This window comes from Arthrobacter sp. BB-1, assembly GCF_006151685.1.
GTDB lineage: Bacteria > Actinomycetota > Actinomycetes > Actinomycetales > Micrococcaceae > Arthrobacter.
In genome coordinates this window covers 356145-377841 of sequence record NZ_VDEV01000012.1, presented here as the reverse complement: position 1 = coordinate 377841, position 21697 = coordinate 356145, and the positions used below count along the sequence as shown (strand labels likewise).

The 21697-nt window shown below is 66.6% G+C and carries 22 protein-coding genes; 3 read left to right on the top strand and 19 right to left on the bottom strand.

The genetic code is table 11. The features are described from left to right. Window positions 1–15 precede the first annotated feature (15 nt). The 7 genes from FHJ30_RS07910 to FHJ30_RS07885 all read right to left on the bottom strand — a co-directional run bounded on the left by FHJ30_RS07910 (window position 16) and on the right by FHJ30_RS07885 (window position 4925). Window positions 16–903, bottom strand: coding sequence for an SseB family protein (locus FHJ30_RS07910; protein ID WP_139028743.1), 888 nt, complete (start codon window positions 901–903; stop codon window positions 16–18). Between the two features lie 28 nt (window positions 904–931). After that, a complete protein-coding gene (gene priA, locus FHJ30_RS07905; protein WP_139028742.1) occupies window positions 932–1678 on the bottom strand; it encodes a bifunctional 1-(5-phosphoribosyl)-5-((5-phosphoribosylamino)methylideneamino)imidazole-4-carboxamide isomerase/phosphoribosylanthranilate isomerase PriA in 747 nt (248 codons plus the stop codon). Between the two features lie 40 nt (window positions 1679–1718). Next, window positions 1719–1880, bottom strand: coding sequence for a hypothetical protein (locus FHJ30_RS21330; RefSeq protein WP_171058961.1), 162 nt, complete (start codon window positions 1878–1880; stop codon window positions 1719–1721). After that, window positions 1881–2648, bottom strand: coding sequence for an imidazole glycerol phosphate synthase subunit HisH (hisH, locus tag FHJ30_RS07900; protein ID WP_139028741.1), 768 nt, complete (start codon window positions 2646–2648; stop codon window positions 1881–1883). Then, window positions 2645–3271 carry an imidazoleglycerol-phosphate dehydratase HisB gene (gene hisB / locus FHJ30_RS07895; protein WP_066274905.1) on the bottom strand — a complete coding sequence of 209 codons (627 nt, stop codon included), beginning with the start codon at window positions 3269–3271 and terminating at the stop codon, window positions 2645–2647. The genes hisH and hisB overlap by 4 nt, the downstream gene beginning before the upstream one ends. Window positions 3272–3330: 59 nt before the next feature. After that, window positions 3331–4449: a histidinol-phosphate transaminase gene (locus FHJ30_RS07890; RefSeq protein WP_139028740.1), complete on the bottom strand. Its 1119-nt coding sequence runs from the start codon at window positions 4447–4449 to the stop codon at window positions 3331–3333. A 107-nt stretch (window positions 4450–4556) separates the two neighbouring features. After that, complete coding sequence (locus FHJ30_RS07885) at window positions 4557–4925, bottom strand: LysM peptidoglycan-binding domain-containing protein (RefSeq protein WP_370633191.1); 369 nt, start codon at window positions 4923–4925, stop codon at window positions 4557–4559. A gap of 374 nt (window positions 4926–5299) precedes the next feature. On the opposite strand from FHJ30_RS07885, the gene lexA reads away from it, so the two are divergent. Then, window positions 5300–6034 (top strand): transcriptional repressor LexA, encoded by a 735-nt coding sequence (lexA, locus tag FHJ30_RS07880; protein WP_139028738.1) that lies wholly within the window; start codon window positions 5300–5302, stop codon window positions 6032–6034. Between the two features lie 66 nt (window positions 6035–6100). On the opposite strand, the gene FHJ30_RS07875 is transcribed toward lexA, so the two are convergent. Both FHJ30_RS07875 and hflX read right to left on the bottom strand, forming a co-directional pair. Further along, a complete protein-coding gene (locus tag FHJ30_RS07875) occupies window positions 6101–8158 on the bottom strand; it encodes an ATP-dependent DNA helicase (protein ID WP_139028737.1) in 2058 nt (685 codons plus the stop codon). Continuing rightward, a complete protein-coding gene (gene hflX, locus FHJ30_RS07870; protein ID WP_139028736.1) occupies window positions 8151–9731 on the bottom strand; it encodes a GTPase HflX in 1581 nt (526 codons plus the stop codon). The genes FHJ30_RS07875 and hflX overlap by 8 nt, the downstream gene beginning before the upstream one ends. Window positions 9732–10176: 445 nt before the next feature. On the opposite strand from hflX, the gene FHJ30_RS07865 reads away from it, so the two are divergent. Beyond that, a complete protein-coding gene (locus FHJ30_RS07865; RefSeq protein WP_139028735.1) occupies window positions 10177–10800 on the top strand; it encodes a class I SAM-dependent methyltransferase in 624 nt (207 codons plus the stop codon). On the opposite strand, the gene dapF is transcribed toward FHJ30_RS07865, so the two are convergent. The 6 genes from dapF to FHJ30_RS07835 all read right to left on the bottom strand — a co-directional run bounded on the left by dapF (window position 10772) and on the right by FHJ30_RS07835 (window position 16345). Next, complete coding sequence (dapF, locus tag FHJ30_RS07860; RefSeq protein WP_139028734.1) at window positions 10772–11716, bottom strand: diaminopimelate epimerase; 945 nt, start codon at window positions 11714–11716, stop codon at window positions 10772–10774. The genes FHJ30_RS07865 and dapF overlap by 29 nt on opposite strands. 32 nt (window positions 11717–11748) lie before the next feature. Next, complete coding sequence (gene miaA, locus FHJ30_RS07855; protein WP_139028733.1) at window positions 11749–12657, bottom strand: tRNA (adenosine(37)-N6)-dimethylallyltransferase MiaA; 909 nt, start codon at window positions 12655–12657, stop codon at window positions 11749–11751. Between the two features lie 3 nt (window positions 12658–12660). Next, entirely contained in the window at window positions 12661–14220 is a 1560-nt protein-coding gene (gene miaB, locus FHJ30_RS07850) for a tRNA (N6-isopentenyl adenosine(37)-C2)-methylthiotransferase MiaB (protein WP_139028732.1), read from the bottom strand. 18 nt (window positions 14221–14238) lie between these two features. Then, the gene (locus FHJ30_RS07845) at window positions 14239–14730 is read right to left on the bottom strand and encodes a regulatory protein RecX (RefSeq protein WP_139028731.1); all 492 of its coding nucleotides are present in this window, start codon (window positions 14728–14730) and stop codon (window positions 14239–14241) included. Between the two features lie 144 nt (window positions 14731–14874). Beyond that, the gene (gene recA / locus FHJ30_RS07840; protein ID WP_066274884.1) at window positions 14875–15930 is read right to left on the bottom strand and encodes a recombinase RecA; all 1056 of its coding nucleotides are present in this window, start codon (window positions 15928–15930) and stop codon (window positions 14875–14877) included. Window positions 15931–16120: 190 nt separating this feature from the next. Beyond that, on the bottom strand, window positions 16121–16345 hold the full coding sequence (locus FHJ30_RS07835) for a DUF3046 domain-containing protein (RefSeq protein ID WP_139028730.1): 225 nt from the start codon (window positions 16343–16345) through the stop codon (window positions 16121–16123). Between the two features lie 40 nt (window positions 16346–16385). On the opposite strand from FHJ30_RS07835, the gene FHJ30_RS07830 reads away from it, so the two are divergent. After that, window positions 16386–16919 (top strand): MarR family winged helix-turn-helix transcriptional regulator, encoded by a 534-nt coding sequence (locus FHJ30_RS07830; protein ID WP_139028729.1) that lies wholly within the window; start codon window positions 16386–16388, stop codon window positions 16917–16919. Between the two features lie 79 nt (window positions 16920–16998). On the opposite strand, the gene FHJ30_RS07825 is transcribed toward FHJ30_RS07830, so the two are convergent. From FHJ30_RS07825 to FHJ30_RS07810, 4 genes are all read right to left on the bottom strand, one after another. After that, window positions 16999–17451 (bottom strand): helix-turn-helix domain-containing protein, encoded by a 453-nt coding sequence (locus tag FHJ30_RS07825; protein WP_043793869.1) that lies wholly within the window; start codon window positions 17449–17451, stop codon window positions 16999–17001. Between the two features lie 167 nt (window positions 17452–17618). Continuing rightward, on the bottom strand, window positions 17619–18098 hold the full coding sequence (locus FHJ30_RS07820) for a CinA family protein (RefSeq protein WP_139028728.1): 480 nt from the start codon (window positions 18096–18098) through the stop codon (window positions 17619–17621). Then, window positions 18095–18739 carry a CDP-diacylglycerol--glycerol-3-phosphate 3-phosphatidyltransferase gene (pgsA, locus tag FHJ30_RS07815; protein ID WP_139028727.1) on the bottom strand — a complete coding sequence of 215 codons (645 nt, stop codon included), beginning with the start codon at window positions 18737–18739 and terminating at the stop codon, window positions 18095–18097. Before pgsA ends, FHJ30_RS07820 begins: the two co-directional genes overlap by 4 nt. Before the next feature lie 23 nt (window positions 18740–18762). Then, window positions 18763–21666, bottom strand: a complete 2904-nt coding sequence (locus FHJ30_RS07810) for a DNA translocase FtsK (protein WP_139028726.1) — start codon at window positions 21664–21666, stop codon at window positions 18763–18765. Window positions 21667–21697 lie beyond the last annotated feature (31 nt).

The window sequence follows — 21697 nt, the reverse complement described above, 5'->3', positions numbered from 1 at the left end:
CCCGCCTGGCTGCGGCTAGCGGTCTGCGCGCCTCAACTTGACCTCGATCGAGTCGACGCGCTCCCCAAACAATACATTCCGCGACCACTGCGCCTGGAGGCCTGCCACGAGTTCCTGCACTCCGGCCGCATCAAGGCCGTCTTCAAGGTAGAGCACAACCTGCAGTTCAGGCCCCGGGCCGCCGCCGGCAACCACGGTCCCATCGGCGGCGCGGGCGGCCACTCCCCTGCCCGGCACCAGGTCGATGCTCCGCACTGCGGGAAACCCCGCAGCGGCCCGGACCATCTCTTCCGCCAGCTCTCCGTCCTCGTAGGAGGGGACCCACCCGTGCTGCTGCGCCAGGGCCCAGACCCCGGGCCGGCGCACCACGAACGTGAACTCGGAGCCCGGATCAAGGACCAGCAGCTCGGCGCCCTCTGCGACGGCCGAGAGCGCCGCGCGGGCAGCGTAGACGGCAACCGGCCTGGCGTCCGGGTGCCAGGCGGCCAGGGCAGCCGTGGTGGTGAAGGCGGGCATTGCCGTCCTGCCGTCGGCGGCTTTGAGGGTTACCAGGGCCATGTCCGCCTGTTTGTCGGAGCTCAGGCCGTGGGCGCCCTCGGCATCCTCTGCGAGCTGGGCGACGATGGGGATGAAGACCCGGGCGCTGGCGAGTGACGCCACTACGCCTGCTTCGTCCCCGGTCCCTTCCCGGAGCGCTGCTATGGCGGCCAGGTAGGCGCTGCTGGCCGTTCCGTCGTCGTCCTCGAAGTTATGGATTTTGGCGTGTTCACCGGCCAGGCTGCGTCCGGCCCACGGTTGCCCGGCGGAGTCGGCAACGCCTCCCGCACCTGCCAGCGCGGCGGCGATATGGCCGGGAAGGTGTCGTTGCGGAGGGACCCCGGGTCCGGTTTCGTTGCTGGCCATCGCTTGCCTTTTGCTGCGCCGGGGCGGCCTAGCGGCGGCCGGCGACGTCGAGCGCTTCGGGCAGCGTGAAAGCGCCCGCATAGAGGGCCTTGCCCACGATGGCACCCTCGACACCCAAAGGCACCAAGGAACGGAGGACCTTCAGGTCGTCGAGGCTGGAAATGCCGCCTGACGCGACCACCGGCTTGCCTGTCTTTTCCACCATCTGGCGGAGGAGTTCTACATTGGGTCCCTGCAGCGTGCCGTCTTTGGTCACGTCCGTGACCACGTAGCGGCTGCAGCCTGCTTCCTCGAGGCGGCCCAGGACGTCCCAGAGGTCCCCGCCTTCCTTGGTCCAGCCCCGGCCGGAGAGCGTGGTGCCGCGGACATCAAGTCCGACGGCGATTTTGTCGCCAAAGCGTTCGATGGCCCGGCGCGTCCATTCGGGGTTCTCCAGCGCGGCGGTTCCCAGGTTCACCCGGGCCACGCCGAGGTCCAAGGCCGCTTCGAGGGTTTCGTCGTCACGGAGACCGCCGGAAAGTTCCACTTTGATGTCCAGACGGCCCACCACGTCGCGGAGCAGTTCCGCGTTCGAGCCGCGGCCGAATGCGGCATCGAGGTCCACCAGGTGCACCCACTCGGCACCCTGCTGCTGCCAGTTCAGGGCGGCTTCCAGCGGGGTGCCGTAGCTGGTCTCACTGCCCGCTTCCCCCTGGACCAGCCGGACGGCCTGGCCATTGACGACGTCGACGGCGGGCAGCAGTTCAAGAACCGGCAGATCGGTTGCGGTGGTCATGTCAATCCTTCGGGTCGGGGTCAGTGTGGCCAGCTGCCGGTCAGTTGCCGGGCAGCGTCAGCAGGTAGGCAGCGAGCAGGGACATGCCCGCCAAAACGTAGAACGATATCTGGGTCCAGAGCGGCTTGTGCTGCTGCCTGAATGACAGGGCGCCGCCGATCAGCAGGCCGGCGAGCCCCATCAGGAGGACGGACCACCACATCTAGGTGGTGCCGTCTTCCCTTGATGGGACGCCGGCGGGCGCCGCGGCACCGGCAGCAGGCTTCTTCAGGTTGTGCACCCAGTTGTGCAGCAGCCGGGCGCCGGCGTCACCCGACTTCTCCGGGTGGAACTGGGTGGCACACAGCGGACCGTTTTCGACCGCAGCAATGAAGGGGCCGCCGTGCTCGGACCAGGTAACCAGGGGTGCGGCCATCCGAGGCTGGACAACATCGAAGTTCCATTCCTGCACGCCATACGAGTGCACAAAGTAGAACCGCTCGTTTTCGACGCCGGCGAACAGCTTGGATCCCTCCGGCACCTTCACGGTGTTCCAGCCCATGTGCGGCACCACGTCAGCGGGCAGGAGCTCCACCTTGCCCGGCCATTCACCGATACCCTCCGCCTCCGTGCCGTGTTCGACGCCTGCCTCAAAGAGCACCTGGAGCCCCACGCAGATGCCCAGGACCGGGCGGCCGCCGGCCACCCGCCTGCCGATGAGGCGGATGCCGTCCACCGCTTTGAGCTCACGCATCACCGTTTCGAAGGCGCCGACGCCGGGAACCACCAGGCCGTCCGCGTTCAGGACGTCCTCGGGCTTGGAGCTGAGGATGACTTCCGCGCCGGCGCGTTCGAGGGCACGCACTGCGGACCGGACGTTACCGGAACCGTAGTCCAGGACCGTCACGGTGGGCTTGCCTTCGGGCGAGGGCAGCTTCCGGGAGGCCGAGGGGTCGACGATGGCGCCGTCCCGCAGGACCTGCCCGCTCACAGCGCACCCTTGGTGGACGGGATTCCCTCAACGCGAGGATCCGGTTCCACGGCTGCGCGAAGTGCCCGGGCGAAGGCCTTGAACTGGGCCTCGACAATGTGGTGGGGATCCCGGCCCGCGATGACGTTCATGTGCAGGCAGATGCCGGCGTGCAGGGTGATTGCTTCGAAGACGTGGCGGGTGAGGGATCCGGTGAAGTGGCCGCCGATGAGGTGGTATTCCTGGCCGGCAGGCTCGCCCCCGTGCACCAGATACGGACGCCCGGAAACGTCCACCACGGCGTGGGCCAGTGCTTCGTCAAGGGGAACGGTGGCTTCTCCGAACCTGCGGATGCCTGCTTTGTTCCCCAAGGCGGTGCGCAGCACTTCGCCGAAGGTGATGGCCACGTCCTCCACCGTGTGGTGGACATCGATGTGGATGTCACCGGTGGCTTTGACGGTCATGTCGATCAGGGAGTGCTTGCAGAGCGCGGTGAGCATGTGGTCGTAGAACGGCACCGACGTGTCGATGTCCGAGGTGCCGGTACCGTCAAGGTTGATTTCCACGAGCACGGAGGACTCACTGGTGGCACGTTCCATGCGCGCGGTCCGGGCCGCGGCAACATTCGATCCGGTGGTACTCATGCTTGGGGTCCTTTTGGGCAGAAGGGGTGGTTCGGGCGTCCAGCGCCGGTTCTTCCAGTCTAGGCGGGAAGCTTGGCCTGGCTGGCAAGGATGCTTTCGAGGGAGGTCAGGAAGGCTGTGGTTTCGGTCTCAGTTCCGGCCGTGACGCGGAGATGCCCGGGGATTCCCACATCCCGGACCAGGACGCCGGCCTCCAGCAGCCCCTGCCACACCTGGTGGGGGTCCTCCAGGCCGCCGAAGAATACGTAGTTGGAGTCTGAGGCGGCAGGCTTGAGGCCCATCCGCGTCAGCTCGGAGACGATGCGGTCCCGCTGCCGTTTGATGTCTTCCACATCCGCCATCAGCGCCTCCCGGTGCTGGAGGGCTGCGAGGGCGGTGGCCTGCGTGATGGCGGAAAGGTGGTACGGAAGCCGGACCAGCCGCAGTGCATCGGTAACTTCGGGGGCTGCCGCCATGTAGCCGAGGCGTGCGCCGGCCAGCGCGAACGCCTTGCTCATGGTCCTCGAGACGATCAGCCGTTCCCGGCCTGGCAGCAGCGTCAGCGCACTGGGCGTTCCGTCATGCGCAAACTCGTGGTACGCCTCGTCGACGATGACGATCGTCTGGCTTGCCTCGCCGGCCTCGTAGACGGCTTCCACCACGTCCAGCCCAAGGCCGGTTCCCGTGGGGTTGTTGGGTGAGCACAGGAAGACGATGTTGGGCTGCAGCTCCTTGACCTGCCGCGCTGCGGATTCAGCACTCAGCCCGTAGCCTTCGGCCCGCTCGCCCACAATGTATTCGGTGTCTGTTCCGCTGGCCAGCAGGGGATACATGGAGTACGTGGGAGGGAATCCGAGCGCCGTGCGTCCCGGGCCTCCGAAGGCCTGGAGTATCTGTTGCAGGACTTCGTTGGAGCCGTTGGCCGCCCACAGGTTGGATTCGTCCAGCCCGTGCCCCAGGTACTCCGCCAGCGCCTTCCGCAGGTCCGTGAATTCCCGGTCCGGGTATCGGTTGAGGCCGGCTGCCGCCTCTGACACCGCTGCGCTGATGGCTGACCTGACGTCCGCCGGGACCCCGTGGGTGTTTTCATTGACGTTCAGGAGAATTGGAACGTCCAGCTGGGGCGCGCCGTAGGGGGTAAGCCCACGGAGGTTGCTGCGGAGGGGAAGCCGGTTCAGGCGCTCTAGCTGGTCATTCACCTGAACAGTTTAGTGCCCGCGCCGGACACCGGAAAATGTGACGGCTCCCTGTTCGCCCTCGGCGTGCTGCGCCCCTTCCGTTGCCGGACAGGCATGATGCCCGGGGGCTAGGTGGCGGGCACGAACAGCTGCTGGCCGGGGAAGACCGCGCCGGCAGGCAGGTTGTTGAGCTGGACGATGTCCGCCACGACGTCCCGAGGGTCGCGCTCGGGTGCGACGCTGGCCGCAATGCCCCACAGCGACTCGCCGGGCTGGACGGTGACCGTGACAGTGGGCGTGGTAGCAAGATCAGCAGCAGACTCCGACGCCTTGGCCGGGGCATTGAAGAAGCCCGCCAGGGAGAGGAGCAGGGCCGCCAGCATGACCAGCGGAATCCCGATCAGCACGATGCGGCCGCGGCGCGTCAGGCGGAGCGGCGGAAGCGGCGCCGGCCGTTCGGCCTGCCGGATCTCGGACTCGGACAGGATTTGCTGCACCGAAAGCAGCTGCTGGCGTGAACCCCGCGAAACAGATGTAGCTGACATGATCTAAGCCCTCCTGGACCGTACTGTGCTGCCCGGACGTCCTCCCCACCACCTGCACCCGGCGGCCTTCCGGCCTGGTCTTCGAATGACCGGGGCAGTGAGTAGAACATATATTCGAACTTTGCTTCCTCAGTTTTAGCACCTATCAACGAATCTTGTCGAGACTCGCTAGAACAAATGTTTGAAAAAGCAATGCGGCTGGCCTAGTTTTGAACCAAAGAACAACCACCTGGACAGTCGACCAGCAGGGTCTGACATTCAAGGACGGGACCTTCCAGGGCCTGGCCGTGGAGCGGCCCGGCGGAAACCGAAAGGCATTGGCGAATATGGCAGCAGCAGCCGCCGGGGGCAGGGGAACCGCGCAACCGAAGAGGACCGCCAAGGGCCTGACTCCACGGCAGAAGAAGATCCTCGAAACCATCCAGCGTTCGGTCAATGAGAACGGGTACCCGCCTTCCATGCGGGAGATCGGCGACACCGTGGGACTGGCGAGCCTTTCGAGCGTCACGTACCAACTGTCCCAGCTGGAGAAACTTGGCTACCTCCGCCGCGACCCCAAGCGTCCGCGGGCCATGGAGGTCCTGATGCCACTCACCCTGGATGGCGGGGCTGCAAAGCCCGCAAGCCAGCCGTCCGCCCCGCGTTCACCGGGCGCAGGCACTGTCACCGAACTGCCCACCGCCCTGGACACAGCCATGGTTCCCCTGGTGGGCCGGATCGCGGCGGGCGGTCCCATCCTTGCTGACCAGCTGGTGGAGGACGTGATGCCGCTCCCCAGGCAGCTGGTGGGGCAGGGCGAACTGTTCATGTTGAAAGTGGCCGGGGATTCCATGGTGGATGCAGCCATCTGCGACGGTGACTGGGTTGTGGTTCGCCGCCAGCAGGATGCGGCCAATGGGGATATCGTGGCTGCGCTCCTCGATGACGAGGCCACCGTCAAGACCTTCCGCCAACGCGACGGCCACACGTGGCTGCTCCCGCAGAACACCCAGTACGAACCCATCCTTGGGGACCACGCCACGATCATGGGCAAGGTTGTCTCGGTACTCCGCTCGCTGTAACGCCCTGCCCAGCCCCGCACCAGGCCATGTTTGCCCTGGTACGGCCTGTTCAATCTGCCTGACGGCTCAGGCGTTTTCCCGGGCCAGCCGCTCCAGGGCGGCAATCGCCGTCGTCCGGTCTGTCGTGGCCCAGAACGGCGGCAGGGCAGCCCGGAGGAACCCAGCGTAGCGCTCGGTGGCGAGCCGGGAGTCAAGGACGGCCACCACTCCCCTGTCGCCGGTGGAACGGATCAGCCGGCCTGCCCCCTGGGCGAGCCGGATCGCGGCGTGCGTGGCGGAAACCGTCATAAAGCCGTTCCCGCCGGCCTGTGCCACGGCCCGTGAACGGGCGGTCATAAGGGGATCGTCCGGCCGCGGAAAAGGAATCCTGTCGATCACCACAAGCCGGCACGAGCCTCCCGGGACGTCCACGCCCTGCCAGAGGGACATGGTTCCGAACAGGCAGGTATCGGGCTCGTCGGCGAACTGCTTCACCAGGCCGGTCATGGTGGAGTCACCTTGGCAGAGGACCGTCATGCCCAGCTTGGGACGCAGTGCCTCGGCCGCTTCTTCTGCCCCCCGGCGGGAGGAGAAGAGGCACAGCGCCCCGCCACCTGAAGCACGGATCAGGGCTTCCAGCTCGTCCAGCGCTTCCGGCGACCCGCCCCTGCCCGGCTTCGGCAGGTGACCGGCCACATAGAGGATGCCCTGCTTCTGGTAGTCGAAGGGCGATCCCACGTCCACGCCCGTCCAGCTCGGGGCCCCGTCACCCACCAGTCCCAGTCCGCCTGCGGCCGGTTCGAACGCCGATCCGATGGCCAGCGTCGCTGAAGTCAGCACCACCGTGTGGCCTGCGAAGAGCCCTTCCCGCAGCCTTCCGGCAACGGACAGCGGCGCGATGTTGATCAAGGCGGGGGCGGTCTCGTCCGGCTGGGAGAATCCCTGCGCCGGGTCAAAAGAACTGGCGCGCGAGAACCACACCACTTCGCGGTTCTCCCGGGCTGCGAGGAGCCGTTCGCAAAGTTCCAGGATGAGCAGGAGCCGGGACCGCGCGAGCTGCCTGCCGCCGTCGGCCGTGGTGCTGCTGTCCCCCTTCGAATCCGAGAGGGCAGCACGGCAGGCGTCGCGCAACTGGTCCACGCAGTCCAGCTGTTCGTCGTTGAGCCCGTTCGGCAGCAGGCCGTTCGGCACGCCCGCCAGGGCAAGCTCCAGGTTGGCGGCTGCGGCATTCAGCGCGTCAACGGTAATGGCGGTGTGCTTCCGCGCGCCGGCAGCAGCAGCGTGGACCATGGCCACGGAAAGCTGGCCTGAGACCGCCCCCGTGACCCGGTCCTGAAGTTCATGGGCCTCATCCACCACCACGACGTCGTACTCGGGCAGGACGGCCAGGCCCTCGAACGCGCTGACGGCAAGCATCGCGTGGTTGGTGACCACCACGTCTGCTTCCGCAGCATCCTGGCGCGCGAGCTCACTGAAGCATTCCGCAGCCATGGGGCACTTCTGGGCGCCCAGGCACTCCATGGAAGTCACGGACACCTGCCGCCAGGCGCGGTCCGTCACTCCCGGGAGGAGCTCGTCACGGTCCCCGGTGTGGGTCTTCTCCGCCCATTCCCGGAGCCGCACAACCTCTTTGCCGAGCTGGGACGACGGGCCGCCCACGGCTGCCGCGAAGTGGGGCACGCTGGTGTCCTCGCCCAGGCTGAACAGCTGGCCCTCGGCTGGCTCCTCGCTGGGGAAGCCGCCTTCCAGCTTGTGCCGGCACACGTAATTGGAACGGCCCTTGACCAGGGCCACTTTGACCGGCCTGTCCAAGGCGGGGGTGATCGCTTTGAGCAGGCGGGGCAGGTCCCGGCCCACAATCTGCGTCTGGAGGGCCAGGGTGGCCGTTGACACCAGGGCGGGCTTGTTGCTCTGCAGGGCATGCGCGATCAGGGGGATGAGGTAGGCCAGGGACTTGCCGGTGCCGGTCCCCGCCTGGACCAGGAGGTGGTCCCCCGTTTCAATGGCACGGGCCACCTGCCTGGCCATCTCATGCTGGCCGGCGCGGCTTTGCCCGCCCATGCCGGCCACGGCCCGGTCGAGCAGTTCGATCACGAACTGCTCGACGGCCGTTTCCGTGGCTTCTCCTGCCACGGCCTCAGTCATTGCTGACGAAAGGTTCCAGTTCAGCCGCGAAGCCTTCCCGGACCATCACGACAGCCCTGGTACCGGCCTCAACGTGGTCGACGCTGATGATCTCGGCGTCGGAATCGTGAAGCTTGCTCATCAGGTCCCCGCGGTCGTACGGGATGAGCAGTTCCAGCTTGACGCTGGGCCGGGGAATGGCGTCGCTGATTGCCTTCAGCAGCTCTGCGATGCCTTCCCCCGTGCGGGCCGAGACCACCACGTGCCGCGGCTCGCGCTGCTTGAGCCGTTCCACCACGAAGGGATCAGCGGCGTCGGCTTTGTTGAGCACGATGATTTCGGGCACCTTCCGGGCGTCCACTTCGCTGAAGACCTTGCGCACTGCGGCGATCTGGCCCTCAGGATCCGGGTGCGAGACGTCCACCACGTGCAGGATGAGGTCCGCGTCCGCGACTTCCTCGAGCGTGGAGCGGAACGCCTCCACCAGCTGGGTTGGCAACGAACGGACAAAGCCGACAGTATCGGCCAGGGTGTAGCCGAGGCCGTCCGCAGTTTCCGCTTTGCGGACGGTGGGATCCAGGGTGGCGAACAGTGCGTTCTCCACCAGGACACCGGCGTCGGTGAGGCGGTTCAGCAGCGAGGACTTGCCGGCGTTGGTGTACCCGGCGATCGCCACGGACGGCACGGCATTACGACGGCGGTTGGCCCGTTTGGTCTCGCGGGCGGGCTTCATTGCGGCGATCTCCCGCCGCAGCTTGGCCATCCTTGTACGGATGCGGCGGCGATCCAGCTCGATCTTTGTCTCACCGGGACCACGCGAACCCATGCCGGCGGCCGCGCTGCCCACCTGGCCACCGGCCTGGCGGGACATCGACTCGCCCCAGCCGCGCAGGCGCGGCAGAAGGTATTCCAGCTGCGCCAGCTCCACCTGGGCCTTGCCTTCACGGCTCTTGGCGTGCTGGGCGAAAATGTCCAGGATCAGGGCCGTCCGGTCGATCACCTTAACCTTGACGATGTCCTCCAGGCCCCGGCGCTGGGAGGGCGCGAGCTCGGCATCCACCACAACCGTGTCCGCACCGGTGGACATCACGATGTCCCGGAGCTCCAGGGCCTTGCCCGAGCCGAGGAACGTTCCGGGATCCGGCTTGTCGCGCCGCTGGACCAGCCCGTCCAGGACCTCGGAACCGGCAGTTTCGGCGAGGGCTGCAAGCTCCCGCAGAGAGTTCTCGGCGTCGGCCAGGGTCCCTTCGGACCAGAGGCCGGCCAGGACCACCCGCTCAAGGCGCAACTGCCGGTACTCAACCTCGGTGACGTCTTCCAGTTCAGTGGAAAGGCCTGCTGTGCGGCGCAGGGCGCGGCGTTCCTCGAGGTCCTGCTGGTCACCGTCGTACGTTGTGTGTTCTTCGTCCAGGCGGGAAATCGCCTGGGCTTTGCCGAGCATAGCCTTCCCGTCACGGCCCTCGTCACCGCCCGGCGTGCTGAGGTTCCTGGCCGGTACATCCTTGGAGAGAATCCGGTCGATGACAGCCTGGATTTCGGCAGGACTCATGTCCTGGGCGGCTGGATCTGATCCGGTGTTGGGCTGGCTGGTCATGGTCTCCTTTGAAGATTCGGCAGTTCCAGAATAGTGCCGAATGATGGTGATTGGTGAAGTATTCGCGCTGGGCTGACGGCCTGCGGTCATCCAAGCCTCCTGGCTTGTTGGGCCTGGCGCTGCAGGAGGCAGCGCCGGCGGACATGCCACGACGTCGATTCGTGGCAGAGATGGACAGCCGGAAAAACGGCGGGAAGTCCAGCGGGAGGCTGACCTTCGAGTGTCGTCCGGCGACCGGCAGGCGGAAATCCGTTGGCCGGTGCACGCAGCGGAAGGTTCAAAACCTGCATCGCTGGGTGGGACATGCTGTCGCTTGAAGACAGGCTGCGGGACGGGCTGGGCCCGTGCCGGCTACTCGAAGATCAGGAACATGCCCACCAGCGTAGCAGAGGGGCCTGCCCGGCAGTTTCCCTTTACGCTGCAAGGGGAACTACTCTGGCCAGTTATGGAGTCCGCACATTATTTCAGCGCAACACCCGCCGGCCCTTTTACCCGCAAGCCGCTGAGTGTCGAACTCGCAGGGCAGGTGCGCAGGCTGCAGACTTCCACCGGCATCTTCAGCCCGGACGGGATCGACAAGGGCACCGCCATCCTCCTCGCCGAGGTCCCGCCCCCCGCGCCGCAGGGGAACCTGCTGGACATCGGCTGCGGCTGGGGCCCGATTGCCCTGACCATGGCCCTGAAGTCGCCCTCAGCCCGGGTCTACGCGGTGGATGTCAACGAACGCTGCATCACCCTGACGAATGAGAACGCTGCGGCGCTGGGACTGGCCAACGTCACCGCCAGTACCCCTGAAGCCGTGGACCCGGACGTGCGCTTTGACACCATCTGGTCCAATCCGCCCATCCGGATCGGCAAGGACGAACTGCACTCGCTCCTGAAGCTGTGGCTGCCCCGCCTTGCGCCGGGCGGAACAGCGTGGCTGGTGGTGCAGAAGAACCTGGGGGCCGACTCGCTCCAACGCTGGCTTGCTGCGGAGCTGGACGAATCCTTCAGTGTCAGCCGGGAGTCGACGTCCAAGTCCTTCCGGATCCTGAAGGTCAGGAAAGCGTCCCGGTTGCCACAATAACGGCCGGGCCACTCAGCTCGACATGTTCATGCCCCGCCGGGCCGGCAAAGAACTTGACGCCAACCACGCCGCCTGGAACGTGAACGCGCCAGGTGTCGGGGGCTTCCGCGCCTGCCCAGTGACGGATGGCCACTGCCGCTGCACAAGCCCCGGTTCCGCACGACTGGGTCTCCCCCACCCCGCGTTCATGCACGCGCATGGTCACCGTCCCGACGCCGTCGTGCACCAGGGGCTCTGACGGAACCACGAACTCAACGTTGGTCCCGTGGGCCGGGACAGGGTCCACCACGGGCGCCGTGAACAGGCGGGTTGCCGCGAGTTCCGACAGTTCCGCCAAGGCAACGACGGTGTGGGGGTTGCCCATGCTGACGGAGAGTGCAGGGCGGGGAACTTCCAGGCCCTCAGCGGTAACCAGTGAATCCATTGCCTTGGCTGTGGCTTCACCGGGGAAAATGAACTCCCACGGCCCCATGTCCACGGCGTAGTCTTCGCCTGTGCGCACCACGGTCTTGACGCCCGCGCGCGTGCCGATGGTGAGGGCGCCGCCGTCGGCCAGGTCAATCAGCCCCTCGGCGCGGAGGAAATGGACAAAGACGCGGACGCCGTTGCCGCACATCTCGGACAAAGAGCCGTCACCGTTGCGGTAGTCCATAAACCATTCGGCGTCCGGGGCGGCGGCGAGCAGCTCGCGGCCCTCGGGCAGGAAGCGCGACGGGACGGCGCGGATCAGCCCGTCCCCGCCGATGCCGCGGTGCCGGTCGCACAGGGCTGCCACGTCCTGGGCGGCTATGGTGTGGACGCCCTCGGGATCGGCCACCAGGACAAAGTCGTTGCCGGTGCCGTGTCCCTTGGAAAAGCGGAGTCCGCTCAGGGTGCGGAAGGCCGGCTCGGTGGTTTCTGCGAGGGTTGCGTCCATGTTTCCAAGGTTACCGGCCGGGCGGGTCAGCCCTAAATACGCGGCGCTTCGCACAGCGCTGCGGCCTTGGCCACCAACGAAGGGTCCTGCCAGTCCAGCCAGGAGATGCGGGGATCGGCACGGAACCAGGTGAGCTGGCGCCGCGCGAACTGCCGGGTGGCCACGATGGTGTCTTCCGCTGCCTCCGCTACGGTCCACCCGCCGTCGAGCACCTTGAGGAACTGCGCGTACCCAAGAGCACGGGAAGCGGTTTTCCCTTGGCGCAGCCCTAGGGTGTCCAGCCGCTGGACTTCAGCAAGCAGGCCGGCGTCCACCATGCGGTGGACGCGGCTGGCGAGCCGCTCCCTGAGCACCTCCCGGTCCACGCCCAGTCCCACTTGGACGGCGGGCTGGAAATACTCGCGCTGCGGCATAAAGGAACTGAACGGCCTGCCGGTGAGCCGGTGGACCTCCAGGGCACGGATAATGCGCCGGGAGTCGGACAACCTCCCCGCCGATACCGGGTCCACGTCGCGCAGCCGCTCCAGGAGGACCGCCTGCCCGTTCTCAGCGAGCTCAGCTTCCAGCTGTTGGCGCACGGCCGGGTCCGTTCCGGGAAATTCCAGGACATCCAGTGCCGCCCGCACGTACAGGCCGGAACCGCCGGCCAGGATGGCCCGTTTGCCGCGGGCGTGGATGTCCGCGATCAGGGCGCGCGCCTGCTCCTGGAACCGCGACACGCTGGCTTCCTCGGTCACCTCCAGGATGTCCAGCAGGTGGTGGGGCACCCCCCTGCGTTCGGCCTCGGTGATCTTTGCCGTTCCGATGTCCATGCCGCGGTAGAACTGCATGGCGTCGGCGTTGATGACTTCGCCATCCAGTTCCAGTGCCAGGCTGACGGCGAGGTCCGATTTGCCGGAACCGGTGGGACCGACGACGGCGATGACAGGCGGGGAGCCCAACGGTCAGCGGGTGCGGACGGGCAGCGCGGGCATGCCCAGCGAGACGCCCTTGCCCCCTGTGCCGGCGCCCGGCCCGGGAGCACCGCAGGAGTCCGCCTGGGACCTGTCCCAAGCGTCGCCGGCCCGGGAGCGGCGCAGGCTGTAGTCCTCAAGGGTGGGATCGGCGACGAGGTGGAAGGCTGCGGCCTCGGTGATGGTGACGGTGACAAGGTCTCCCGGCCGCGGAGCCTGGGCACCGTCGGGCACGGAGAAGTGCACCAGCCGCTGGTCCTGGGAGCGGCCGGACAGCCGGTGGGTCTCCCCCGCTTTCCGGCCGGACTGCGCAGTGACCATGACCTCAACCCTGCGGCCCAACTGGCGCTGGTTTTCCTCCGCCGCAATCCTGTCCTGGAGGGCGGTTAGCCGTTCGAAGCGTTCCTGCACCACGGCTTTGGGCAACTGGTCCGGCAGGTCCGCGGCCGGGGTGCCCGGGCGCTTGGAATACTGGAAGGTGAAGGCGGTGGCGAAACGGGACTTTTCCACAACGTCCAGGGTGGCCTGGAAGTCCTCTTCCGTTTCACCCGGGAAGCCCACGATGATGTCGGTGGAGATGGCGGCATGGGGAATCTTTTCCCGCACCTTGTCCAGGATGCCCAGGAACTTGGTAGACCTGTACGAGCGCCGCATGTCCCGCAGGACCTTGTCCGAGCCCGACTGCAGCGGCATGTGCAGCTGCGGCATGACATTGGGGGTCTCGGCCATGGCGTCGATGACGTCGTCGGTGAAGGCTGCGGGGTGCGGGCTGGTGAAGCGGACGCGCTCCAGGCCTTCGATGTCGCCACAGGCCCGGAGGAGTTTGGAGAAGGCCAGCCGGTCGCCGAATTCGACGCCGTAGGAGTTGACGTTCTGGCCGAGGAGAGTGACTTCGATGGCGCCGTCGTCCACGAGGGCCTGGATTTCAGCGAGGATGTCCCCGGGCCGGCGGTCTTTTTCTTTGCCGCGGAGGGCGGGGACGATGCAGAAGGTGCAGGTGTTGTTGCAGCCTACGGAGATCGATACCCAGCCCGAGTAAACGGAATCGCGTTTGGTGGGAAGCGTGGAGGGGAACACGTCCAGTGACTCGAGGATTTCAAGCTGGGCCTCGTTGTTGTGCCGCGCGCGCTCCAGCAGCGCGGGCAGGGCGCCAACGTTGTGCGTGCCGAAGACGGCGTCCACCCACGGCGCCTTTTTCAGGATGGTTTCCCGGTCCTTCTGCGCCAGGCAGCCGCCCACCGCAATCTGCATGCCGGGGTTCGCCGCCTTCACCGGAGCGAGGATTCCCAGGTTGCCGTAGAGCTTGTTGTCAGCGTTTTCACGCACGGCGCAGGTGTTGAACACTACGACGTCGGCCTGCTCACCGTCCGCCGGTACGTACCCTGCGTCCTCGAGCATGCCTGCCATGCGTTCCGAGTCATGGACGTTCATCTGGCAGCCGAAGGTCCGCACCTGGTAGGTGCGGGGCTTTTGGGCAGCCTCCTGCGGAGCGCCACCGGTCGCTGTGGCGGTGCCGGTACCGGAAAGGGGGGAAGGGATGGTCAAACTCACCTGTTAAGGGTACCGGTTTTACCGTTCGCCGCTGTCGGGTGCGGCTTGGGACTCCAGGACGTCATTAACGATCCGGAACGCCTGGGAAGGCTGGTAGCCCTTGCGCGCCAGCATGGATGCCAGCCGGCGGGCAGCCTTGTCCCGTTCCGCCCGGTCCTGAAGATCCAGCCCGGGGCGGAGCTTACGCTCCACAAGCTGCCTTGCAGAGGCCTCTTCGTCGGCGTCCGACAACTGTTCCAAGGCTGCCGCGGCCGTCTCCTGGTCAATGCCTTTCTCCGCCAGCTCGCGCCGGAGGGCCCCCTTTGCCAGTTTCCGGGACTGCGCACGGCTCCGGACCCACATGTCGGCGAAGTCGGCGTCGTTGATCAGGCGCGCTTCCTGGAACCGGTCCAGCACCGCCTCGGCGACATCCTCGGGGATGTTCCGCTCGGCAAGCTTCCGTGCGAGCTGCCGCCTGCTCTTGGCCGATGCGGTCAACTGGCGGTAGACAATGGCCTGCGCAACCGACACCGGATCAGGCTCGGGATCACCGTAATGGGGTGCGTCGGGGTCGCCCGGCCCGCGCGGCTCCCCCTCTGCAGGGGAAGCCGGGCGGGTCCGCCGCGGGCGGCCCCCGCTGCTGCGGGGCCGCTCCCGTTCAAAACCAGTCAACGGTTAGAACCCGTCGACGGCCTTCAGCTTCGGGGAATCCTTGGACTCGGGCTCCGCCGGCTTCACACCCACGCCAAGCTTTTCCTTGATCAGGCGCTCGAGCTCGGCGGCCAGCTCCGGGTTGTCGCGCAGGAACCGGCGCGAGTTCTCCATGCCCTGGCCCAGCTGGTCGCCATCGTAGGTGAACCAGGAACCGGACTTCTTGATGATGCCGTGCTCAACGCCCATGTCGATGATTCCGCCCTCGCGGGAGATGCCCTGGCCGTAGATGATGTCGAACTCGGCCACCTTGAAGGGCGGTGCCATCTTGTTCTTGACGATCTTCGCCTTGGTGCGGTTACCGACCGAATCCGCGCCCTCCTTGAGGGTCTGGATGCGGCGCACGTCGATACGGATGGAGGCGTAGAACTTAAGGGCCTTACCGCCGGTGGTGGTTTCGGGGGAACCGAAGAAGACACCGATCTTTTCACGGAGCTGGTTGATGAAGATGGCGGTGGTCTTGGTCTGGCTCAGCCGGCCGGTGATCTTACGCAGGGCCTGGCTCATGAGGCGTGCCTGGAGGCCCACGTGGCTGTCGCCCATGTCGCCTTCAATTTCGGCCCGGGGCACCAGCGCTGCGACGGAGTCGATCACGATGACGTCCAGGGAACCTGAGCCCACCAGCATGTCCATGATTTCGAGGGCCTGCTCGCCGGTATCCGGCTGGGACACCAGGAGCGCGTCCGTGTCCACACCAAGCTTTGCAGCGTACTCCGGATCAAGGGCGTGTTCGGCGTCAATGAAGGCCGCGATGCCGCCCAGGCGCTGGGCATTGGCCACTGCGTGCAGGGCCACGGTGGTTTTACCGGAAGATTCCGGGCCGTAGATTTCAACGACGCGGCCCCGGGGAAGGCCGCCAATTCCCAGGGCAACGTCCAGGGCGATGGAGCCGGTGGGGATGACCTCGATGGGGGCCCGGACTTCATCGCCGAGCCGCATGACTGAGCCTTTACCGAACTGCTTGTCGATCTGGGCCAGCGCTGCTTCGAGCGCTTTTGCACGATCCGGGGCTGCCGCCATGGTTCACACCTCTAATGCTTTCTCGCTTTGGAGTGGCCTCAGCGGCCGTTTATTGGTCATCTCTGACGCTAATGGGACCCACTGACATTCCGGCCGGATAACGGCGGCTATGTGGATAACCCGCTAGGAAAAGCATAGCTTTACCCGAACAGGTATTCGAACAGGAGCGCGGCGTGTCAGGAGATTCCGGCTAGTTCGTGCGGGGCTTTATATCCCGGCCCAGCCTGCGCTCGGCCGGGACGTCCTGGACGTCGCAGACAGCCAGCCACACCTTCCGCGGTTCCACGCCGGCAGCCAGCGCCTGGTCCGCGGTGCGCCCGCCAACCCCTGCCAGCACAAGCGTGCTGCTGAGGACCCGCGAGTACCCGGCGCCGAATTCGTCGTCCATAAGCCGCCAATAATCGCTGATTCGCACCAGAAAAGTCTCTCACGGTCCGCACCCTAGAATTGTTGCCATGAGCAGCTCCCCCGATGTCCCCTTCCTGCAAGGCCGCCACGACGAAGCTACAGTGGACGCCGCGTTGCAGAACGTGGAGCACCAGATAAGCCTCTTCTGGCGGCGCGCCCGGGCCATCTCCAACCAGCTCTCCCGCCAGGTGCATCCGGACATGGAGCCGGCAGCCTACGGCCTGCTGACGGTGATCCGCAGGGAGGGCCCCATCCGGCTCACCGACCTGGCCATGAACATTGGCGTGGGCAAGCCGTCCGTCAGCCGGCAGATCGCCTTCCTGGAGAGCCTTGGACTCGTGTCCAAGGAGGCCGATCCGCTGGATGGGCGTGCCCAGGCCATCCGGCTGACGCCCAAGGGCGAGGAAAAGATGCACCAGGTCCAGGATGCCCGGCGGCAGGTGTTCCGTGAACGCCTGGGCGAATGGCCGGTGGAGGACCTGGAAGAACTGGCCCGGTACATGGCCAAGCTGAACGCCACCTACGAGCGTGACGGGTTCCCGAAGGACGGCCCCGCGGCCGCTCCTGCTGACGACCGGTAGGCAGATACAACTGAAGCCCCCGGCCGGGGCCGGGGGCTTCAGTGCGTCTTACTTCCAGGGCCGCCTTACAGCGGCGCCCTTACCGGGCGCCGGACAGAAGGCCGGTGGAAAGTTCGTCGTTAAGTTCAGTGTTCAGGTCGCGCTCAAGGTCACGGCCATAACGCTGGGAAAATTCCTGCGGAACGGTGTCCGGAACGGCGACGCCTTCGGCAACTGCCACCCGGTCGCTCACTTCGCGGAGCATGCTGGACAACGGGACATCCAGCGCCGAGCAAATCGAAGACAGGAGCTCTGATGATGCTTCCTTCTGGCCGCGCTCCACTTCACTGAGGTAACCCAGGGAGACACGGGCGCTGTGCGAAACTTCACGGAGCGTACGCCCCTGACGCTGGCGGACATCGCGCAGGACATCACCGATTTCGTGACGAAGTACAACCATCTTGCGCTCCTTCTGTTCGCTCTTAGCCTGATCGGCGAGGCCCACATCCTTCCAGCGGACAACGCCGTTTACGGATACGGGCTGCTTTACCATCTGTATCGCCTTGCTCCCTCATTGGTCAGGTCCGCCATATAGCGAACCGTCGTGGTCATTTCATCCTAGGCGCCTCCACTCTCCGGAAGCGACACAATGTAATAACTAATCGGTACCGGCTTTTGTTCCCGCCAACTTTACGTCCGGGTAACTTCGGCCGGCCGGGGTCACCGGGACAGGGCCTCGAGAAGCCTTTCCAGGGCAGCTGCGCAGGCCTGCCCGCGGATTTCTGCCCGGTTGCCGGCAAAGGAATATTCGAAGGCCGACGCCCCACCGGCGGTGGCAATCCCTACATACACCGTGCCCACGGGCTTTCCGTCGTGCGCGTCGGGTCCCGCAACCCCGGTGGTGGAGACGCCGATGTCAGCGCGCAGGACCGTCCGGGCTCCAGCCGCCATGGCCGCGGCGACATCGGGGTCAACGGATCCCACGCGGGCCAGCAGCTCCGACGGGACGTCCAGGACCGATTCCTTGACCGAGTTCTGGTATGCAACCACGCCGCCCTGCAGAATCCCGGAGGCGCCGGGCGTGTCGGCAAGGACTGCGGACACCATGCCTGCGGTCAGCGATTCTGCAGCGGCCACGGTGCGCCCTGTGTCGAGGGCCTTCCTGACCGCTTCGGCAGACAGATGGTGGAGATTGGTCATGCCGGCTCCTGTCCTGTGCTGCTGCCTGCCTGCAGCTTTCCCTTGGCCCGAAGGCGCAGCGCCTCAACAACGTATTGGACGCCGGTCCAGACGGTAATGGCCACGGCAGCCATCATCACGGCGAACGCCACCCAGGCCAGCCATGGGGCGAGTGCACCCAGCGGCAGGAGGTAAAGGAAGATGGCCGCGGTCTGCACAACTGTCTTGAGCTTTCCGCCCCGGGAAGCAGGGATGACCCCGTAGCGGATCACAAAGAATCTCAGGGCGGTGATGCCCCATTCACGGACCAGGATCACCAGCGTGGCCCACCAGGGCAGTTCGCCGAGCACCGAGAGCATGACCAGGGCGGAGCCGGTGAGGAGCTTGTCCGCGATGGGATCGGCGATTTTGCCGAAGTCGGTCACCAGGTTCCGGCTCCGGGCGATGTCGCCGTCGAGCTTGTCCGTGTAGATGGCGACGGCGAACACCGCTGCCGCCGCCCACCGCCATGGCCCGGACGCGCTCTGCAGCCCCGGCGCGTCAACGATAAGGAACCACACGAAGAACGGGACCAGCGCGATCCGGATCATGGTCAGGACATTGGGAAGGTTCCAGACCCCGGCACGGCCTGGGCCGGCCGCGGTGGCATCGGTGCTAGTCACCTAACTAGGCTACATTCTTTGGGCTAGCGCCCCGTGAGGGACCAGGCATCTTCGGAACCGTCTTCGTCGTCGTAGCCGCCAGGCGGGGAATCCGAGCCGTCGTAATATTCGACACTCTGCTTCCGTTGGTCGAGGTCCGCGGCCACGAGGTCTTCCGCGTATCCACCCTGGGCGATGTTCGCGTTGGCGTTGTCGCTCAGGGCTGCGGTCTGCGAGTCCGGCGCCGCCGGCGCGTCCTGGCCCTTCATGGCGGCCAGGACGGGAGCCAGGTCGTCCGGCTTCACCAGGACGTCGCGGGCCTTGGACCCTTCGGACGGGCCAACGACACCCCGGGATTCCAGCAGGTCCATGAGGCGCCCTGCCTTGGCGAAGCCCACGCGCAGCTTGCGCTGGAGCATGGAGGTGGAGCCGAACTGCGTGGTGACCACGAGTTCCGTGGCCTGCAGCAGGACCTCAAGGTCGTCCCCGATATCGTCGTCGATCTGCTTCTTCGGCGCCTCGGCGGCAACGTCGTCGCGGTAGCTCGCCTGGAGCTGGCCCTTGACGTGCTCAACCACCTTGTGGATCTCGGATTCCGTGACCCAGGCACCCTGGACGCGCATGGCCTTGGAGGCGCCCATGGGCAGGAAGAGCGCGTCACCCTGGCCGATGAGCTTCTCGGCCCCGGGCTGGTCCAGGACAACGCGTGAGTCGGTGACGGAGGACGTGGCGAAGGCCATGCGGGACGGCACGTTGGCCTTGATGAGCCCGGTGACGACGTCCACGGACGGCCGCTGCGTGGCAAGCACCAGGTGGATGCCTGCCGCGCGGGCAAGCTGCGTGATGCGGACGATCGAGTCTTCAACGTCGCGCGGGGCGACCATCATGAGGTCCGCGAGCTCGTCCACGATCACCAGCAGGTAGGGATACGGCCGAATGACGCGCTTGGAGTCCACCGGCGGGTGGACCTTGCCGGCGCGGACCGCCTTGTTGAAGTCGTCGATGTGCTTGAAGCCGTAGTTGGCCAGGTCGTCGTACCGCGCGTCCATCTCCCGGACCACCCACTGCAGTGCCTCGGCCGCCTTCTTCGGGTTGGTGATGATGGGGGTGATGAGGTGCGGGACGCCCTCGTAGGCAGTGAGTTCCACGCGCTTGGGGTCCACCATGACCATGCGCACCTCATCGGGGGTGGCGCGCATCAGGATGGACGTGATCATCGAGTTCACGAACGACGACTTGCCGGCACCGGTGGCACCTGCAACGAGGAGGTGGGGCATCTTGGCGAGGTTGGCCACCACGTAGCCGCCCTCCACGTCCTTGCCGACGCCCATCACCATGGGGTGGTCCGTCCGGCGGGCGTTCTGGCTGCGGAGGACGTCGCCGAGCGAGACGGTTTCGCGGTCCGTGTTGGGGATCTCGATGCCGATGGCCGATTTTCCCGGAATGGGGCTGAGGATGCGGACGTCGCTGGAGGCAACGGCGTAGGAGATGTTCTTGGACAGCGCGGTGACGCGTTCCACCTTGGTTCCCGGAGCGAGTTCGATCTCGTACCGGGTGACGGTGGGGCCGCGGCTGAAGCCTGTGACGGTGGCGTCCACATTGAACTGCTGCAGGGTGTCGGTCAGCGCGGCGACGACGGCGTCATTGGCTTCCGTGCGCTCCTTGGGGATGGAGCCGGGCGTCAGATAGTCCGATGCCGGGAGCGTGTACGTTACGTCGCCGGCGAGGGACAACTGCTCGGTGCGCTGCGGGATGGGAACCGGCGGCGGGGCGGGCGCCACGGGGTTGGACGGCACTGTGGGTGCGGCGACTGGTTTGGCAGCGGCCGCGGACATGCCGGGGGTGATCATGGGGATGGCTTCGGTTGCGTTTTCACCCGCGGCGGAGGAAGCGCCGGCGCCCAGGCCTTGGGCCGCCTTGATCTTCTCGACGGCGATCTCGGCCTGGGTGGGCCGCCGGATGCCCGGCGCCGGGCGCGCCTCCGCGCTTTCCTTGGGGTCGTCGTCGTCGATCACTGCATGCTCAAACGCCTCGTCCCCAACGTAGCCCTCCAGTCCGGCGTCGGCGTCCTTCTCGTCCTTGCCGAAGAAGCGGCGCTTCTTCTTGGGGCCCTTGGGCGGCGCGGGCGGGGTCCGTTCCAGGTAGCTGCGGTCATGGGCGTCCCGGTCCTGGTCATCCAGGAGGTCGATGCCCATCAGGTGCTCATAGCCGGCGCGCAGCCGCCGCGGAATGGCAGTGAACGGAGTGGCGGTGATGATCAGCAGGGAGACGAAGGCCAGCAGCGAGTAGAGGGCCACTGGAACAACGGGATGGATGGCCGCCAAGGGCGACGCAGCCAGGAAACCGAGCATGCCGCCCGCCTGGCGGAGGCCGTCGAATCCCTGCGCCACAGTGGGCTGGCCGCCCAGGATGTGCGCCAGCCCGCAGCCGGCGAACGCCATGATGAGGAAGCCGATGCCCACCCGGTTGTTGCCCCGCCCGTCGGACGGCTGGCGGAAGAGCCGGAAGGCGCAGACAAACAGCATCAGCGGGAGGAGCAACGAAATCCACCCGAACGTGCCGTTGACAACGGCGTACACGGCATCCGGGAACCAGCCGGTGAGGCCCCACCAGGCGAAGGTGGCGATGAAGATGCCCAGGGCCAGGTTGAACAGGGCTGCGCCGTCCCGCCGTTCCTCCGCGGGCAGGTCGCTGACGTCATGGCCGATGCGCCGCACCCCGCCGCCTACCAGGTGGCCGACGCCCAGCCAGGCTCCGCCCACCACACGCAGCAGCCAGGGCTGGTGATGTTCGACGGCGGGGAGCTGGCGGGTGCGCGCGGTGCTGCCGGAACCACGCCCCGATTTGGCGGCCGTGGAGCCTGAACCGCGGCCGGAGGAGCTGCCGGTTTTGCTTCCGGCGCTGCCCCTGCTGGAGCCATTGGGCGCGGACGTAGTACGAGTGGCCATACCAGCCACGGTACCCGAGTGGGGCTGGTTT

Coding starts and splice junctions, on each gene's coding strand:
- FHJ30_RS21330 (WP_171058961.1), bottom strand. CDS start 1,880: ATGTGGTGGTCCGTCCTCCTGATGGGGCTCGCCGGCCTGCTGATCGGC.
- recA (WP_066274884.1), bottom strand. CDS start 15,930: ATGGCGGCAGCCCCGGATCGTGCAAAAGCGCTCGAAGCAGCGCTGGCC.
- FHJ30_RS07875 (WP_139028737.1), bottom strand. CDS start 8,158: ATGACTGAGGCCGTGGCAGGAGAAGCCACGGAAACGGCCGTCGAGCAG.
- lexA (WP_139028738.1), top strand. CDS start 5,300: ATGGCAGCAGCAGCCGCCGGGGGCAGGGGAACCGCGCAACCGAAGAGG.
- FHJ30_RS07825 (WP_043793869.1), bottom strand. CDS start 17,451: ATGGTAAAGCAGCCCGTATCCGTAAACGGCGTTGTCCGCTGGAAGGAT.
- priA (WP_139028742.1), bottom strand. CDS start 1,678: ATGACCACCGCAACCGATCTGCCGGTTCTTGAACTGCTGCCCGCCGTC.
- FHJ30_RS07820 (WP_139028728.1), bottom strand. CDS start 18,098: ATGACCAATCTCCACCATCTGTCTGCCGAAGCGGTCAGGAAGGCCCTC.
- FHJ30_RS07865 (WP_139028735.1), top strand. CDS start 10,177: ATGGAGTCCGCACATTATTTCAGCGCAACACCCGCCGGCCCTTTTACC.
- FHJ30_RS07910 (WP_139028743.1), bottom strand. CDS start 903: ATGGCCAGCAACGAAACCGGACCCGGGGTCCCTCCGCAACGACACCTT.
- dapF (WP_139028734.1), bottom strand. CDS start 11,716: ATGGACGCAACCCTCGCAGAAACCACCGAGCCGGCCTTCCGCACCCTG.
- FHJ30_RS07810 (WP_139028726.1), bottom strand. CDS start 21,666: ATGGCCACTCGTACTACGTCCGCGCCCAATGGCTCCAGCAGGGGCAGC.
- hisB (WP_066274905.1), bottom strand. CDS start 3,271: ATGAGTACCACCGGATCGAATGTTGCCGCGGCCCGGACCGCGCGCATG.
- hflX (WP_139028736.1), bottom strand. CDS start 9,731: ATGACCAGCCAGCCCAACACCGGATCAGATCCAGCCGCCCAGGACATG.
- FHJ30_RS07830 (WP_139028729.1), top strand. CDS start 16,386: ATGAGCAGCTCCCCCGATGTCCCCTTCCTGCAAGGCCGCCACGACGAA.